The sequence below is a fragment of the Kribbella hippodromi genome, from assembly GCF_039531045.1.
GTDB lineage: Bacteria > Actinomycetota > Actinomycetes > Propionibacteriales > Kribbellaceae > Kribbella > Kribbella hippodromi.
The window spans coordinates 73,995-89,056 of sequence record NZ_BAAAPH010000003.1 but is presented as its reverse complement, the minus strand read 5'-3'; the positions used below and the strand labels follow the sequence as shown (position 1 = coordinate 89,056).

Genomic DNA, 15,062 nt, shown 5'->3' with positions numbered 1-15,062 from the left:
GTGCAGCGGTTGGCCGCGTACGAAACCGAGGCAACTGTGCAAGGTCTGCACCTCGAAGGCGGCATACCGGTCGTCGGCGCGTTTCAGGTGGTAGCAACGGACGAAGTCGGAGGCCAAGCGGTCTTAGGAAGACAACTCACAAGACCAACTCCTTGGCTCACAGAACGACATGGCTACGATCCGACTTAGCACGGCAGCACTGTGCTGTTCCCCTGGACGATCGGCCGGGCGTACCGCGAGGTCGGCCTGACCGCGTACCGCGACCTGGTGCTGCAACAGGTCGGCGGTGTGGTCGAAACCGACCTCCCCGAGCAGATCGAGATTGTGACGGGCAGATCGGCGGCCGGCTTCGTCGTCCATCTGCTGAACAGATCGGGGGATACCGATCAACGCTTCGCCAAACCCGTACCCATCGGCCCAGCGCGATTCCGCGTACCGGCAGGCGTACGCGAAGTCACCGCACTCCGCGCAGCCCAACGGCTCCCGCTGACCGACGGATGGGTGCGACTGCCGGAGATCGGCTTGTTCGAAGTTCTGGTCTGTGAGTGAGGAGAGCACGATGGATCGAAGAGGATTTCTCAAGCTGTCGCTAGGCACCGGGCTGGCCGCGACCGCGGTGGCGGGTTGTGGCGGGAGCGGCGGCGGCCCAGGCGGCGGCGGTGGTGACAAGGTCACCCTGCGGTACGCCTGGTGGGGCAACAACATCCGCCAGCAGAACTACACGAAGGCGCTGAAGCAGTTCACCGCGGCGAACCCGGAGATCACGATCGAGCCGGAGTTCGCGGACTACACCGCCTTCCAGGAGCGGATGACGACGCAGATCGCGGCCCGGGACGTCCCGGACATCTTCTGGATCGCGTCGCCGCAGGTGATGACGTACCACAAGAGCAAGCTGTACCGGAAGCTCGACGACATCCCGACGCTGAAGTGGGACGACTACAGCAAGGAGGATGTCGAGGGTTTCAAACTCGGCGGGCAGCTGAACACGTTGCCGTTCGCAATCTCCACGCCGGTGATCCGCTACAACGAGACGGTCGCGACGGCCGACGGAGTGAAGATTCCGGCGCCGGGGCCCGGCTGGTCCTGGGACGGTCTGGCCGACCTGCTCGTTGCCTACAGCAAGAACAATCCCGGGAAGCGCAAGGGCGTTCCGTACGTTCCCGATCACGATCTCACCTTCGAGGCGTGGTTGCGGCAGCGGGGTGAGCAGTTGTGGACGGAGGACGGGCAACCCGGGTTCACCGCTGACGGTGTGGGCAGCTGGCTCGACTGGTGGGAGAAGCTGCGCAAGGCCGGCGGTGCGTTGTCGCTCAGCGAGCAGGAGGGCATGGGCCCGGACTGGGCGCAGGTCGGGAAGAAGACGCTGGTGATGTTCGGTAACTCGAACCACATCATCGACGACGCGAAGATGTTCCCGAAGGAGAAGTTCCGGCTGCGGCCGGCGCCGGTCGCGGCGGACGCGCAGGCCGGGCACAAGTTCCTGTACTTCCCGCGGATGGCGATCTACCAGCGGATCGACGACGCGAACCTCGAGGCGGCCGGGAAGGTCCTCGACTACAACGTGAACAACCCGGAGATGCTCAAGACCGTCCGGCTGACGATGGGCGCGCCGACCAACCCGAAGGTCGCCGAACAGGCCGCCGAGTTCGCCAGCCCGGACGAGAAGGAGATGCTCGCGGCAGTCGCCACGGAGCGGACGGCGGAGCGCAAACCACGGTACGAGGCACCGTCCGGTTCGAGCACCTGGCGGACCACGATGACCAGGGTCTGCGAGGAGATCGCGCTCGGCAAACGGTCCGTACCCGACGGCGCGAAGAAGCTGCTCGATGACATCGGCGCCGGGATCAAGCGGGCCTCATGAGGCCGCGCTCGGAGTTTCACCTCAACCGCCAGGGGAGGGCCGCGCACGTCTTCCTGATCCCCTGGCAGTTGGGGTTCCTGCTGATCACCGCGGTGCCGTTGCTCGCGTCGCTGTACCTGGCGTTCACGAACTACGACATCCTGAACGCGCCGCAATGGACCGGGCTGGCGAACTTCCAGCGGATGATCCACGACGACCAATTCTGGGCCTCGGTCAAAGTCACCCTGATGTACGTCGTGGTGTCCGTGCCGCTGCAACTGGGATTCGCGCTGCTCCTCGCACTGATCCTGGATCGTGGTCTGAGTGGCTTGGCGTTCTACCGCAGCGCGTTCTATCTCCCTTCATTGCTCGGATCAAGTGTCGCGATCGCAATTCTGTGGCGGGAGATCTTCGGTGACGACGGTCTGATCAACAAAGGCCTGGCGCTGGTCGGGATCCACGGCGAAAGCTGGCTGCAGAATCCGCGGACCGCACTGGCCACCCTGATCGTCCTGAACGTCTGGACTTTCGGTTCGCCGATGGTGATCTTCCTGGCCGGCCTCCGGCAGATCCCGGACGAGCTGTACGAGGCCGCGCGCGTCGACGGAGCCGGATTGTTGCGCCAGTTCAGGCATGTCACCGTGCCGTTGCTCACGCCGATCATCTTCTTCAACCTGATCCTGCAGACGATCGGCGCGTTCCAGACCTTCACCCAGGCGCACATCATCAGCGGCGGTACGGGCGGTCCGGCGAATTCGACCTTGTTCTACACGTTGTACGTGTACCAGCAGGGTTTCGTCGCGTTCGACATGGGCTACGCGTCCGCGCTGGCGTGGGTCCTGATGGTCGCGATCGCGATTGTCACCGCGCTGCATTTCCTGGTCTCGAAGTACTGGGTCTTCTACGGAGACAGCTGATGCCCAAGTCATTGAAACACGCCGGCCTGCTGGTGTTCGTCGCGTTCATGATCTATCCACTGATCTGGATGGTGGTGAGCGCGTTCAAACCACCCGAGCAGATCCTGACCGAGCCGGGCATCATCCCGCACGAGCTGACGCTGCAGAACTTCAAAGAGGGCTGGCATGCCTTGAACCGCCCGTTCTCGGCGTTCTTCGTGAATTCGCTGCTGGTCACGATCGGGTCGATTGTCGGCAATCTCTTCTCCTGCTCGTTGACCGCGTACGCGTTGGCCAGACTGCAGTTCCGGATGCGGACGGTGTATTTCGCGATCACGCTCGCCTCGGTGATGCTGCCGTTCCACGTCCTGGTGATCCCGCAGTACATCTTCTTCTCGCAGCTCGGTCTGGTGAACACGTACTGGCCGCTGCTGATCCCGAAGTTCCTGGCCACCGATGCGTTCTTCGTGTTCCTGATGGTGCAGTTCATCCGTACGCTGCCGCGCGAACTCGATCGGGCCGCCTGGATCGACGGCGCCGGACCGTTCCTGACGTTCTGGTACGTGGTGCTGCCGCTGATGCGTCCGGCGCTGGTGACGACGACGATCTTCACCTTCATCTGGACCTGGAACGACTTCTTCGTACCGTTGATCTACCTGACCAGGACGCAGGCGTTCACCGTACCGGTGGCGCTGAACTCGATGGTTGACTCCGAAACCCAGAGCGGGGTGGGCATGCTGTTCGCGATGTCGTTGCTGTCGCTGCTGCCGATCCTGATCTTCTTCGCCGTGGCCCAGAAGTACCTGATCCGCGGTATCGCGACGACGGGACTGAAGTGATGATCGTTGTGGTAGGCAAGGAATCACCGGCGTACGTGTCAGCGGCTGCCGGTGCGCGGTTGCGCTTTGTCGACAGGTTGACCGATGCCGAGGACGTGTACGACGAGGTCGAGGCGGTGATCGGCCGCGTACCACCCGATGTTCTTGGGCGGCTGCCGAAACTGCGTTGGGTACACAGCCCGTCCGCGGGGGTCGACGCCGATCTCACCCCGGAGATGCTGGCATCGCAGGTGGTGCTGACCTCGAGCGCGGGCAACGGCGGGATCTCACTGGCCGAGCATGCGCTGCTCTTGATGCTGATGCTGAACCGCGATGTCCCGCGCTGGATGCGCGCCCAGAACGAGCACCGCTGGGACCACTACCGGCACAGCGAGCTGGCCGGTCGTACGGTCGGGATCTACGGCCTCGGCAACTCCGGACTGGATCTCGCGCTGAAGGCGAAGGCTTTTCACCTGCGTGTGCTCGGCGTACGCCGCCGGCCGGACCAGCCGTCGCCGAACGTGGACGTACTGTGCGATCTCGACCAGCTGCTGGCCGAATCCGACTTCGTCGTCGTCACCACCCCGCGGACGCCGGCGACAACCGGGATCTTCGGGGCGGACGCCTTCCAGCGGATGAAGCAGTCGGCGTACTTCATCTGCATCTCCCGTGGCGGCATCGCGGACGACGACGCGTTGCTGACAGCGTTGCGTACGGGGCAGATCGCCGGCGCCGGGCTGGACGCACACGACGTGGAACCGCTGCCGCCGGACAGCCCGTTCTGGTCGCTGCCCAACGTGGTGATCACCCCGCACAACGGCGCGACCAGCGACGGCACCCTGCGCCGGTCGGAGGAGATCGTTGTCGACAATCTGCACCGGTTCGTCACGGGCGCGCCGCTGCGGAACGTGGTCGACAAGGCCGCTGGTTACTAGTGCCCCGCGTCGGAGCACCAGTGCGTCACGCCAGGCCAGTACACTTGCCAGACCAGTTGCGTACCGAGGGGGTTTCGTGAGTACCGAAGTGCGGCTTGAGCTCGGGCCGTCCTCGCTGACCGACGCGTTGTACGAGTCGATCCGCAAACGGATCGTGAACGGCGAGATCCCGCAGGGCGAAAAGCTCACCGAAGTACGGCTCGCGACCGAGTACAACGTGGCCCGGCCGACCGCGAAGGCCGCCCTCGAACGGCTGACCGCGCTCGGCCTGCTGCGGCGGACCGCGCACAAGACCGCGGTCGTCCCGGTGCTGGACCAGGACGAGATCCGGGACCTGTTCTTCAGCCGGATGACGATCGAGAAGGCAGCGGTGGCCACGCTCGCGACGAGCGGCGAGGTGCCGGCCGAGGCGGCCCGCGCGCAGGTCGCGATCGAGTACGCGGCCCGCGACCACCTGTTCGAGAACCAGGTCGACGCGGACATCGCGTTCCACACCGCGTTGGTGACCGCGGTCGGCAGCCGGCGGCTGGCGCGGATGCATGAGCTGATCATCGGCGAGGTGCAGCTGACGATGGGGCAGTACCAGGCGCACCGGAAGGCCGCTCCGGCGACGGTGGCGCAGGAGCATGCGGCGATTCTGGAGTCGATCCAGTCGAAGGACCCGACGGCCGCGGCGGAGCATCTCGCGTACCACCTCGAGCAGGCCCAGGGACGGCTGCTCACCAGCCTCGCCGGGGATTGACGAAACCGCTCCGGCTTGGGAAGGTCGGGGTGAACGGGCGAGTCTGGGGGAGGGCTGCGTGCCCGTCGGGGATTCAGACGCTCTGGGGTGACGTTTTCGCGCTGCACTCGACGGCGGTCACCGGTCTGGATGGCGTGCTTCGCGCGCGCCAAGGGGCGACGGGCGACGGTTCGGGAGCGGACATGAGTGCGATCGAGGACCTGCGGGGACGGGTCCGGGGTCAGGTTCTGACAGTGGGCGACGACGGATACGACGTGGCGCGCCACGTCAACAATGCGATGCACGACAAGCGGCCGCAGGTGATCGTCCGGTGCGAGAACGCCGGTGACGTGATGGCCGGGATCGACTACGCGCGGCAGCACGAGCTGGAGCTCGCGGTTCGCGGCGGAGCGCACAGCGTGCCCGGGTTCGGCACCGTCGACGACGGGCTGGTGATCGACCTGAGCGGGATGCGCTTCGTCCGGGTCGATCCGGCCACGCGGACCGCGCGGGCCGGGGGCGGCGCGACCTGGGGCGACTTCAACGCGGCGACACACGCGTTCGGGCTGGCGACGACCGGCGGGATCATCTCCACCACCGGTGTCGGCGGGCTGACGCTCGGCGGCGGGATCGGTTACCTGGCCCGCGGGCTCGGGCTGTCCTGCGACAACCTGGTGTCGGCGGACGTGGTGACCGCGGACGGGAAGTTCGTGATCGCGAGCGAGAAGGAGCACGAGGACCTGTTCTGGGCGTTGCGCGGTGGCGGCGGCAACTTCGGCGTGGCGACCGCGCTCGAGTTCCGGCTGGCGCCGGTGTCGACGGTGTACGGCGGCCCGATGTTCTTTGAGCTGTCCGACGCGACCGCCGTACTGACCGGGTTCCGGGAGCTGATCAAGGACGCGCCCGAGCAACTCGGCGGGTTCCCGGCGTTCCAGATCGCGCCGCCGCTGCCGTTCATTCCGGAGAATCGGCACGGCGAGCCGTTCGCGGCGATCGTCGGCTGCTGGGCCGGCGACCCGGCCGACGGCGAGGCACAAATCTCCAAGTTCCGGGAGTTCGCGCCGGTGGTCGCGGAGATGGTCGGCCCGATGCCGTACCCGGCGATCAACAGTGCGTTCGACGCGCTCGTACCGCCTGGGCTGCAGCACTACTGGAAGGCGAACTTCGTCACCGAGCTGACCGACGAGGCGATCCAGGCGCACTTGCGGCACGCGCCCGGACTGCCGGCGGTGAACTCGACCGTGCACATCTACCCGATCAACGGCGCCTGCCACCGGGTCACCGCCGACAGCACCGCGTTCGCCTACCGCGACGCGAACTTCGCGACCGTGATCGCCGGCATGTGGCCGGATCCGGCCGACAACGAGTCGGCGATCTCGTGGGTCCGGTCGTACTACGACGACATCGCGCCGCACTCCGAAGCCGGTGGCTACATCAACTTCATGGCCGGTGACGACCAGGGCCGGATCCGGGACAACTACCGGCAGAACTACGACCGGCTGGCCGAGGTCAAGCGCCGGTACGACCCGGACAACCTGTTCCATCTGAACCAGAACATCATGCCTTAGGCAACTAACAGCAGCGGCCGGTACGCCGGCGTACCGGCCGCTGCTGGTCAGGCCTTCGGGGCGAGCTTGTGGACGACGATGCCGGACTTGAACGTCGTCGTGCCGAGCAGCTCGAGGTGGGTCGGCTCGATGCCGGAACCCTGCAGCATGGTCTCGCCGTCGGCGAGCACCGGGAAGATCCAGAAGTGGTACTCGTCGACCAGCTTGTGCTCCAGCAGGGTCTTGGAGAACTCCCCGGTCCCGTACTTGATCAGGTCGCCGCCCTCGGACTCCTTGAGCTTCCGGACCGCCTCGGCCGCATCGCCTTCGAGCCGCTGCGCGTTCCACTTGAACTCGGTCAGCGTACGAGTGGCGACGTACTTGGGCATCGCGTTGAACTGGTCGGCGAACGGGTCACCGGCGCGTGACAGCCAGGCATCGGCGAACCCCTCGTACGTGACGCGGCCGAGGACCTGCGCCTCGACGCCCTCCATCAGGCCGGCGTTGTAGGCCATGTGCTCGTCGTCCCAGTACGGCGGGCTCCAGTTCTGCGGAGCGTCGATGGCGCCGTTCAGGGTCATGAAGGTGGATTCGATCAGCTTCCTCATGGTGCTTTCCTCTCGGGTTTCGCAGCTTCAAGGTTGGTATGGACGCTCGGTGCGAGCATGCTGTAGTGCGGCTGCCCACCAGACCAGCTGGTCGAGCATGACTTTGGCTTCCGCTTCGTAGCCGGCCGACGGTTTGGGCCAGCCGCCGTCGGCGGTGAACTGCTCCCAGTAGCAGGGCAGGGTCACGGTGTTCCGGATGGTGACGGCCTGGAGTTCGGTGAAGATCTGGCGCAGCTGTGCCGTGGCCAGGCAGCCGCCGCCTTCCCGGCCGTAGCTGATGATCGCGACCGGCTTGGCGTGCCACTCCTCGTAGTACCAGTCCAGTGCGGTCTTGAGTGCGGCCGGGAAGCTGCTGTTGATCTCCGGTGTCACCACAGCGAACGCATCCGCCGCCTGGAGCCTCGGTGCGAGCGCTGCCACGGTCTGTGGTGTCTTGTCGTCCGTGTCAGGGAGAGTAGCTGGGAGATCAGCGGCGGCCAGGTCGACCAGGTCGACGTCGAACTGCTTCGCCGCCTGCTGCGCCAGCCAGTGCGCCACGGTCGGGCCGAACCGGCCACGCCGGGTACTTCCGATGATCACTGCCAGTCGCATCATCCGTCCTCCTTCCGTCTGGTACAGACTCTGCCGGAAGGGGTTTACGGTTTCTTTCCGGTACTTTCCCGTGCACTGCCGGGTCGTCGGAATAGGGTGCGGGCATGCGTTTCGGGGTGCTGGGGCCGGTGACGGCCTGGACAGCTGCGGGGACTCCCGTGGCCATTCAGGGGTTGAAGGTGCGTGCGCTGCTGGCGGACCTGCTCGTGCACGAGGGGCGGCCGGTTCCGGCGGATCGGCTGATCGACGACCTGTGGGGCTCTGACCTGCCCGGTAACCCTGCCGGGACGCTGTCCGCGAAGGTGTCCCAGCTACGGCGTGCTTTCGAGGACGCGGAGCCGGGTAGTCGAGCGCTGGTGCAGTCCGGTCCGGCTGGGTACTCGCTGGCCGTTTCCAGTGCTTCCTGCGATGCGCTGCGGTTCAGTGAGCTAGTGGCGGCGGGGTCGGTGGATGCGGCGCTCGCGTTGTGGCGCGGCCCGGCGTACGCGGACTTTGCGGACTTCGCGTTCGTCGAGACGGCGGTAGCGCGGTTGACCGAACTACGGCTCACTGCGGTGGAGCGGGCGGAGCTGCCGGCCGTTGAGCTCGCTGCACTGGTCAAAGAGCATCCACTGCGGGAGGGGCTCCGCGCTTCGTACATGAAGGCGCTGTACCGGGCCGGTCGGCAGACGGAGGCGCTGGAGAGTTTTGACGAGCTGCGGGAGCTGCTGCTGGAGGAGCTCGGTCTTGATCCCGGTCCGGGGCTAGTGGAGCTCCAGCAGTCGATTCTGACGCAGGAGCTGCCGCACGCGCGGAGCAACCTTCCAGCTCAGTTGACTGAGCTGGTTGGGCGCGATGACGCACTCGCTGAGATCTCCTCTTGTTTGGCGTCTTCGCGGTTGGTGACGCTCACTGGGCCGGGCGGTGTGGGCAAAACCCGCCTGGCGGTTGCTGCGGGTGCACTGGCCGCGGACCGGTTTGCTGACGGCGTTCTCCTGGTCGAGCTCGCCGCAGTGACTCCCGACGCGCTGTCGGTGCAGGATGCGCTGACAGACGCGGTACAGGTCGCCCTGGAACTCCGGGACGCCGGCAGCGCGCCCGCGGTTGACCGGCTGGCTGCGGTGATGGGCACTCGGCTGCTGGTACTCGACAACTGCGAGCAAGTGATCGAGGACGTCGCAGCACTCGCGGACCGGTTGCTGGCCGCCGCACCCGGGCTGCGTGTATTGGCAACGAGCCGTGAGCCGCTGGGTCTGGCTGGCGAGGTCGTGTGGCCTGTTCCGCCGCTTGAAGTGCCTGCACCGACCCTGGAGCCGGAGGAGGTGAGTGGGTGCAGTGCGGTGCAGCTGTTCGTCACGCGGGCTGCTGCGGCATCGCGTGGCTTCGAACTGACTGCTGAGACCGTGGCTGACGTTGCCGTGCTCTGTCGGCGGTTGGATGGCATCCCGTTGGCGCTGGAGCTTGCTGCTACGCGCGTACGTGCGCTGGGCGTACGTGGGCTGGTCGCGCGACTGGATGACCGGTTCCGGCTGCTGGCGACGGGTCATCGGGGTGCTGCGCCACGACAGCAGACTCTGCACGCGATGATCGACTGGAGTTGGGAGCTGCTCTCGGCTGAAGAACAGACCGTACTGCGGCGCCTCGCCGTACATGCTGATGGATGTACGGCGGAGGCTGCGGCGGCCGTGTGCGGTGAGCCCGACGTACTGGATGTGCTGGTGCGGTTGGTCGACCGGTCGCTAGTCGTACCGGTCGACGGGATGCGGTACCGGTTGCTGGAGTCGGTGGCGGCGTACTGCGTGGAGAAGCTGCGTGCGGCGGACGAGCTGGAGGAGGTACGCCAGCGACACCTGCTGTACTACGTCTCGCTAGCCGAGTCAGCCGAGCTGTACGGCGCTGAGCAAGGACGCTGGTTGCAGCTACTCGATGACGACGCGGCCAACCTGCGTACGGCACTGGACCGCGCAATCGCCACTGGTCAGACCGAACTGGCCACGCGACTGGTGGATGCACTGGCCTGGTACTGGTTCCTGCGTGGCCGGCAGTTGGAGGCGATGCGTGCACTGGAAGCTGTGCCGCTGGGAGCATGGCGCGTCGGGTTCATGTACCTGCTGGGGGACAGCCGCGCAGCTGCCGAGCGCGAGCGGTGGGTGGACTCCGCTGATGCCCGTGGGCTGTGGTGGATCGCGTACGCGGCGTCCGATGCGGGCGATCTGGCGATGTGCATGACGCTGCTCGAGCGGGCGCTGAAGGGCTTTGACGACGATCCGTGGGGTGTCGCGGCGGTGCTGCTGGCCCGGGCGAAGCATGCGCACGTACGCGCTGACTTGCCGGCGCTGTTCGCGGACGCATCCGAGAGTGCGCGCCGGTTCCGTGAGTTGGGGGACGGATGGGGTGGGTTGCAGGCGACCAGCTGGCTTGGCGCGCACGCGGAGCTGGTCGGTGACTTCGACGAGGCGCTGCGACTCCACCAAGAGGGCGCGCAGTTCGCGGAGGAGCTTGGACTGTGGCCGGAGGTGGCGGGCGCACTGGGCATGCTGGGGTGGACGGCGATCCGTCAGGGGCAGTACGACGTGGCGCGGACGAACGGGGAGCGCGCGTACCGGCTGGCGACCGAGCAAGGGCAGCGGGCGACGCAGTCCCTGGCCGAGCTGGTACTAGGGTTCGCGGCCCGGCGTACGGGTGCACTGGCCGAGGCGGATGCACGGCTGCAGGCCATGATCGACTGGTCGCGGAAACAGGACGAACCGGCGCTCTACCTGTCCCTCGTGCTGGTGGAGCTGGGGTTCGCGCGGGAGCTGCAGGGCCGGTGTGCCGAGGCACTGGAGCTGCACCGGGAGGCCTACCAGGTCTCGGAGGAGTTCGAGTCGCTGCGGGGGATGTGCTGGGCGCTGGAGGGCCTGGCGGCGAGCCTCCCCGACAAGACGCTGGGCGCCCGGTTGCTCGGGTGTGCCGCTGCTACTCGGGCGACCGAGAACTACCTGTTGGCGGCCAGCGAGACCTTCGACGTCGAGCGGGCCGAGGCGGCCGCGGTGGCCGCGCTGGGTGCGGACGCGTACGCGGCGGCGCGCGCCGAGGGAGCGGCGCTCAGCCCGGACGAAGCGTTCACCCTGGCCGAAATGTTCTGTAGTTGAGATTATTTGTAGGGCGAAGTAGTTTTGTGGCGGACCCCCTCCGAACAGGTGAAGGTGAACCATGGACTACGGCCACGAGCTGGTCTTCGGCACGTTCCTGACCCCCGCGGTCGACGCCCCGGACCGGGTGATCGCGCTCGCGCAACTGACCGAGCAGGCCGGCCTCGACCTGGTCAGCTTCCAGGATCACCCGTACCAGCCGCGGCTGATGGACGCCTGGACGCTGCTCTCCGTCGTCGCCGCGCAGACCCAGCGGATCAAGGTCAGCACCAACGTCGCCAACCTGCCGATGCGGCATCCCGTCGTGCTCGCTCGCAGCGTCGCGACCCTCGACCGGATCAGCGGCGGGCGGGTCGAGCTCGGCCTGGGGTCCGGTGGGTTCCTGGAGGCGGTCGCGGCGAACGGTGGTCCGCGGCTGACGACTGGGCAGAGCATCACCGCCCTGGAGGAAGCGATCGCGATCATTCGCGAGGTGTGGACGCCTGGTGGCGGGGGGATTCGGCTGGCCGGGAAGCATTACGAGCTTGCGGGGGCGAAGCGCGGTCCGGAGCCGGCGCATGACGTGTCGATCTGGTTGGGCGCGTACAAGCCGCGGATGCTCGCGGTCACCGGTCGGCTGGCCGATGGGTGGCTGCCCAGTAGTGGGTACGCGGGGCCGGAGCAGTTGACTGCGATGAACAAGCTCATCGACGAGGCGGCTGTGGAGGCGGGGCGGGATCCGGCGGCTGTAAGGCGGTTGTACAACATCGGCGGGCGGTTTGGTGGTGCTGGTGCCGGAGGGTTCTTGCAGGGGCCCGAGGAGTTGTGGATCGAGCAGTTGACGGAGTTGACGCTCGCGGAGGGCATGAGCACGTACATCCTGGCGTCTGATGAGCCGGATGACATTCGCCGGTTCGCTGACGTGGCTGCGGGGGTGCGTGAGGCTGTCGAGGCAGCTCGGTCCGGTGCATCGGTTGCGGCTCGATCTGGTGCGCCGGTTGCTGCTCCTGTGCCGGTTGACGGGTTCAGCGTCGTGCCGACGCCGGCTCCGGCTGTGCGGCGCAGTTCCGTACAGGTGCTGGATGAGGCTTCACGGCCGACCGGTCCGGCTGCGGAGCCTGGCCGTACGTACACGGCGCATCAGTTGCAGTCGGGGCAGCACCTGGTCGACGTACATGACCATCTGCGGGCCGAGTTGGAGCAGGTGCGCGATCTCGTGGAGCAGGTCGCCGCGGGGACGCTGGGGGTTGGTGCGGCGCGTTCGCACATCAACACGATGACCATGCGGCAGAACAACTGGACACTGGGTACGTACTGCGAGTCGTACTGCCGGCTGGTGACTACGCATCACTCGATTGAAGATGCTTCACTTTTCCCGCACCTGCGGCGGGCGGACCCCACGCTCGGACCAGTGGTGGATCGGTTGCAGGAGGAGCACAAGGTCATCCACGACGTCCTCGAAGGTGTGGACAAGGCGCTGGTCGCCCTGGTCGGTGGTTCCGGCGACATCGCCGGCTTGCGTGCCGCGGTCGACCTGTTGGACGACACGTTGCAGTCGCACCTGTCGTACGAGGAACGCGAACTGGTCGAACCGCTCGCCCGGCTCGGCGTCTTCTGAGCTCCTACTGCACTCTTACTTTGCTTCACCCAGGAGCGAGGCGAGGATGTCGAGCAGGCGCAGCGTCGGCACCTCGCCGAGCAGCCGGGCGGCGCTGGTGGCCGGCTCCGCGATCAGCCGCACCTGGAGCAGCTTGAAGTCGCGTACGTTCGCCGGGTTGACCAGGTCGTCACGGACCGCCGACAGGAAATCCGCACCGGCCGACGCGGTCCCGTACGTCATCCGGATGAAGCTGTCCGTCACCGGGTAGAGGTACGGCCGCTTCAGGTGCAGCAGCTTCGACTTCTTCGCGTGCCCGAACCCGCGGTGCCCGGTGAACTTGTCGTCCAGCGCCATCGCCGCGGCGAACAACTCGCTGCCCGGCGCCGCGTCCTCCAGCCGCGCGTCGACCGGGATCGCGGCCAGTTCCTTCTCGGCCTCGACCTCGAGCAGCCACGGGATGTCCATCGCGCGCAGGTCCGAGCCGATCACCATCGTCCGGCCGAGGTCTTCCAGGGTGATCCGGTTCGGGTCGGAGCCACCGACGGTGGTCAACCCCGGCAACCCGTCGTAATACTGCAGCACGGCGCCGTTCGTCTCGGCGTACAGCCGTAACTGCGCGATCGCCTCGTCGACGACGATCTTCCGGGTACCGATGTTCATGAGCCACACCCTCACACTTGTGGTGGCAGACCCGCCGCGGCGGGCGGACCATACTTCGAACGTTCCTCACGCTGTTTCCGCAGATCGTAGCGACTCCCGGGGGACCCGCACGCCAGGGTCACTGCCCGTTATCCACAACCTGTAATCATCCGCTCCCGGATCCCGCTCAGTCGATAGACTCTCGGTAACTATGCGGCCACTGAACGCATGCTTCCGCGCCTGCCGGCATCACCCACGATTGTTCAGCCTCGGCACTGTCCGTGTCGGAACTACCCGAAAATTCCATTGAGCCCACCGACCCACGTCGCCATCATGAGCCCATGACAACACCACGTGGACTGAACCTGCCGGGATACGGAGCCGAAACGGCCCGCACCCAGCAGCAGCCCACCCCCGACCGGAGGTCAACCCCGACCCCCACGTGATCGCCCCAGGCGCCCTCTCAACCGGAGGCCTGCTTGCTGGAGCGCTGATCGCGCACATGCCGTTCGGTGAGACGCTGATTGCGGGGGCGTTGGCGGGGCTTGGGGTTGCGATGCCGGTCGGTCCTGTTGGGACTTACCTGGTCGCGCTGACCGCCCGTACCTCCTGGCGGATCGGCGCATTCGCTGCTCTCGGCGTCGCGACGGCCGACGGAGTGTACGCAGCAGTCGCCGCACTCGCCGGCTCAGCGCTCTCCCCACTACTCGCTCCACTGCTCACCCCGCTGCGCTGGGCCTCGGCACTAGTGCTCATCGCCCTCGCAACCACAACAACCCTCAAAGCAGTACGCACGTACCGAGCCCATCGCCTCACCACGATCGACCAACCCTCACCACCCAGCCCCCGAACCGCCTACCTCACCCTCCTCGGCATGACCCTCCTCAACCCCTGGACAGCCATCTACTTCGCCGCCCTCATCCTCGGCAACACCACCACCACAACCGGCGAAGCCAGCTCCAGCGCCCCGAACATCGGCGGCTCCAGCTTCAGCGCCCCGAGCTCCGGCGGCTCCAGCTTCAGCGATGCAAGTATCGGCGGCTCCAGTTTCAGCGGTCCGAGCATCGGCGGCTCCAGCTCCGGCGCTCCGAGTATCGGTGGCTCCAGTTTCAGCGACGCGAGTATCGGCGGCTCCAGCTCCGGCGGAGCCGATGTCGGCGTCGGGAGCCCTGGCGACGACGGCTCGGGTGCGCTGAGCAGCTTCATCGGTAGTGCTGCGGGGGAGCGGATTGCGTTCGTGCTCGCGGCGTTCGTCGCCTCAGCTGTCTGGCAACTGCTCCTCGCCGGCGGCGGCGCCATCCTCGGCCGCCTCCTCACCGGCGCCCGCGGCCGCCTCACAACCGCCCTCGCATCAAGCACCCTCATCACCATCCTCGCCCTCCACCTACTCCTCTAACCACCTCACCTCAACCCACCAACCCGCACCCGTCCCGCACCCCACCCCAACCCACCAACTCCCAACCCGAACGACCCCGCCCCCGGACCCGGCCACGCCTTGGGCAGCTGGTGGGAATCGCGGACGCCCGCCCACGAACCCGCGGCACACCATGGACAGCTGGTGGGGACTGCGGATGCCCGCCCCGGACCTGCGCTGCACCGTGGGCAGCTGGTGGGGGTCGCGGATGCCCGCCCCGGAATCCCGCGGCACACCTTGGGCAGCTGGTGGGGATCGCGGACGCCCCGGGCCCGCGCCGCACCTTGGGCAGTTGGTGGGGACTGCGGATGCCCGTCCCGGACCCGCGGCACGCCATGGGTAGCTGGTGGGGATTGCGGAT

General features: G+C 66.9%; 13 protein-coding genes. 10 read left to right on the top strand and 3 right to left on the bottom strand.

Annotated elements, in window-relative coordinates:
* The first annotated feature begins 201 nt into the window (after positions 1–201).
* The 7 genes from ABD260_RS05260 to ABD260_RS05230 all read left to right on the top strand — a co-directional run bounded on the left by ABD260_RS05260 (position 202) and on the right by ABD260_RS05230 (position 6,778).
* A complete protein-coding gene (locus ABD260_RS05260; RefSeq protein ID WP_344232179.1) occupies positions 202–549 on the top strand; it encodes a hypothetical protein in 348 nt (115 codons plus the stop codon).
* 10 nt (positions 550–559) lie between these two features.
* Complete coding sequence (locus ABD260_RS05255; protein ID WP_344232178.1) at positions 560–1,861, top strand: ABC transporter substrate-binding protein; 1,302 nt, start codon at positions 560–562, stop codon at positions 1,859–1,861.
* The gene (locus ABD260_RS05250; RefSeq protein WP_344232177.1) at positions 1,858–2,757 is read left to right on the top strand and encodes a carbohydrate ABC transporter permease; all 900 of its coding nucleotides are present in this window, start codon (positions 1,858–1,860) and stop codon (positions 2,755–2,757) included. Before ABD260_RS05255 ends, ABD260_RS05250 begins: the two co-directional genes overlap by 4 nt.
* A complete protein-coding gene (locus ABD260_RS05245) occupies positions 2,757–3,575 on the top strand; it encodes a carbohydrate ABC transporter permease (protein WP_344232176.1) in 819 nt (272 codons plus the stop codon). Before ABD260_RS05250 ends, ABD260_RS05245 begins: the two co-directional genes overlap by 1 nt.
* Positions 3,575–4,489: a D-2-hydroxyacid dehydrogenase gene (locus tag ABD260_RS05240; RefSeq protein WP_344232175.1), complete on the top strand. Its 915-nt coding sequence runs from the start codon at positions 3,575–3,577 to the stop codon at positions 4,487–4,489. The genes ABD260_RS05245 and ABD260_RS05240 overlap by 1 nt, the downstream gene beginning before the upstream one ends.
* Before the next feature lie 76 nt (positions 4,490–4,565).
* Complete coding sequence (locus tag ABD260_RS05235; RefSeq protein WP_344232174.1) at positions 4,566–5,231, top strand: GntR family transcriptional regulator; 666 nt, start codon at positions 4,566–4,568, stop codon at positions 5,229–5,231.
* Positions 5,232–5,413: 182 nt separating this feature from the next.
* Positions 5,414–6,778, top strand: coding sequence for an FAD-binding oxidoreductase (locus tag ABD260_RS05230; RefSeq protein WP_344232173.1), 1,365 nt, complete (start codon positions 5,414–5,416; stop codon positions 6,776–6,778).
* A gap of 47 nt (positions 6,779–6,825) precedes the next feature.
* Here the strand turns inward: ABD260_RS05230 and ABD260_RS05225 are convergent, their stop codons facing one another.
* Positions 6,826–7,365, bottom strand: a complete 540-nt coding sequence (locus ABD260_RS05225; RefSeq protein ID WP_344232172.1) for a dihydrofolate reductase family protein — start codon at positions 7,363–7,365, stop codon at positions 6,826–6,828.
* A gap of 27 nt (positions 7,366–7,392) precedes the next feature.
* The gene (locus ABD260_RS05220) at positions 7,393–7,959 is read right to left on the bottom strand and encodes an NADPH-dependent FMN reductase (RefSeq protein WP_344232171.1); all 567 of its coding nucleotides are present in this window, start codon (positions 7,957–7,959) and stop codon (positions 7,393–7,395) included.
* Positions 7,960–8,060: 101 nt separating this feature from the next.
* On the opposite strand from ABD260_RS05220, the gene ABD260_RS05215 reads away from it, so the two are divergent.
* Both ABD260_RS05215 and ABD260_RS05210 read left to right on the top strand, forming a co-directional pair.
* A complete protein-coding gene (locus tag ABD260_RS05215) occupies positions 8,061–11,069 on the top strand; it encodes an AfsR/SARP family transcriptional regulator (protein ID WP_344232170.1) in 3,009 nt (1,002 codons plus the stop codon).
* A gap of 61 nt (positions 11,070–11,130) precedes the next feature.
* The gene (locus ABD260_RS05210; RefSeq protein WP_344232169.1) at positions 11,131–12,666 is read left to right on the top strand and encodes an LLM class flavin-dependent oxidoreductase; all 1,536 of its coding nucleotides are present in this window, start codon (positions 11,131–11,133) and stop codon (positions 12,664–12,666) included.
* 15 nt (positions 12,667–12,681) lie between these two features.
* Here ABD260_RS05210 and ABD260_RS05205 read toward each other — a convergent pair whose 3' ends face one another.
* Positions 12,682–13,308 carry a DUF6308 family protein gene (locus tag ABD260_RS05205; protein WP_344232168.1) on the bottom strand — a complete coding sequence of 209 codons (627 nt, stop codon included), beginning with the start codon at positions 13,306–13,308 and terminating at the stop codon, positions 12,682–12,684.
* 481 nt (positions 13,309–13,789) lie between these two features.
* Between ABD260_RS05205 and ABD260_RS05200 the strand changes: the two genes are divergently transcribed.
* Entirely contained in the window at positions 13,790–14,683 is an 894-nt protein-coding gene (locus tag ABD260_RS05200) for a LysE family transporter (RefSeq protein WP_344232167.1), read from the top strand.
* Positions 14,684–15,062: the final 379 nt, after the last annotated feature.

Excerpts from the sequence above, each read along its gene's own strand:
- ABD260_RS05255 (WP_344232178.1), top strand. The coding sequence starts at position 560 with ATGGATCGAAGAGGATTTCTCAAGCTGTCGCTAGGCACCGGGCTGGCC.
- ABD260_RS05250 (WP_344232177.1), top strand. The coding sequence starts at position 1,858 with ATGAGGCCGCGCTCGGAGTTTCACCTCAACCGCCAGGGGAGGGCCGCG.
- ABD260_RS05245 (WP_344232176.1), top strand. The coding sequence starts at position 2,757 with ATGCCCAAGTCATTGAAACACGCCGGCCTGCTGGTGTTCGTCGCGTTC.
- ABD260_RS05240 (WP_344232175.1), top strand. The coding sequence starts at position 3,575 with ATGATCGTTGTGGTAGGCAAGGAATCACCGGCGTACGTGTCAGCGGCT.
- ABD260_RS05230 (WP_344232173.1), top strand. The coding sequence starts at position 5,414 with ATGAGTGCGATCGAGGACCTGCGGGGACGGGTCCGGGGTCAGGTTCTG.
- ABD260_RS05225 (WP_344232172.1), bottom strand. The coding sequence starts at position 7,365 with ATGAGGAAGCTGATCGAATCCACCTTCATGACCCTGAACGGCGCCATC.
- ABD260_RS05220 (WP_344232171.1), bottom strand. The coding sequence starts at position 7,959 with ATGATGCGACTGGCAGTGATCATCGGAAGTACCCGGCGTGGCCGGTTC.
- ABD260_RS05215 (WP_344232170.1), top strand. The coding sequence starts at position 8,061 with ATGCGTTTCGGGGTGCTGGGGCCGGTGACGGCCTGGACAGCTGCGGGG.
- ABD260_RS05210 (WP_344232169.1), top strand. The coding sequence starts at position 11,131 with ATGGACTACGGCCACGAGCTGGTCTTCGGCACGTTCCTGACCCCCGCG.
- ABD260_RS05205 (WP_344232168.1), bottom strand. The coding sequence starts at position 13,308 with ATGAACATCGGTACCCGGAAGATCGTCGTCGACGAGGCGATCGCGCAG.
- ABD260_RS05200 (WP_344232167.1), top strand. The coding sequence starts at position 13,790 with ATGCCGTTCGGTGAGACGCTGATTGCGGGGGCGTTGGCGGGGCTTGGG.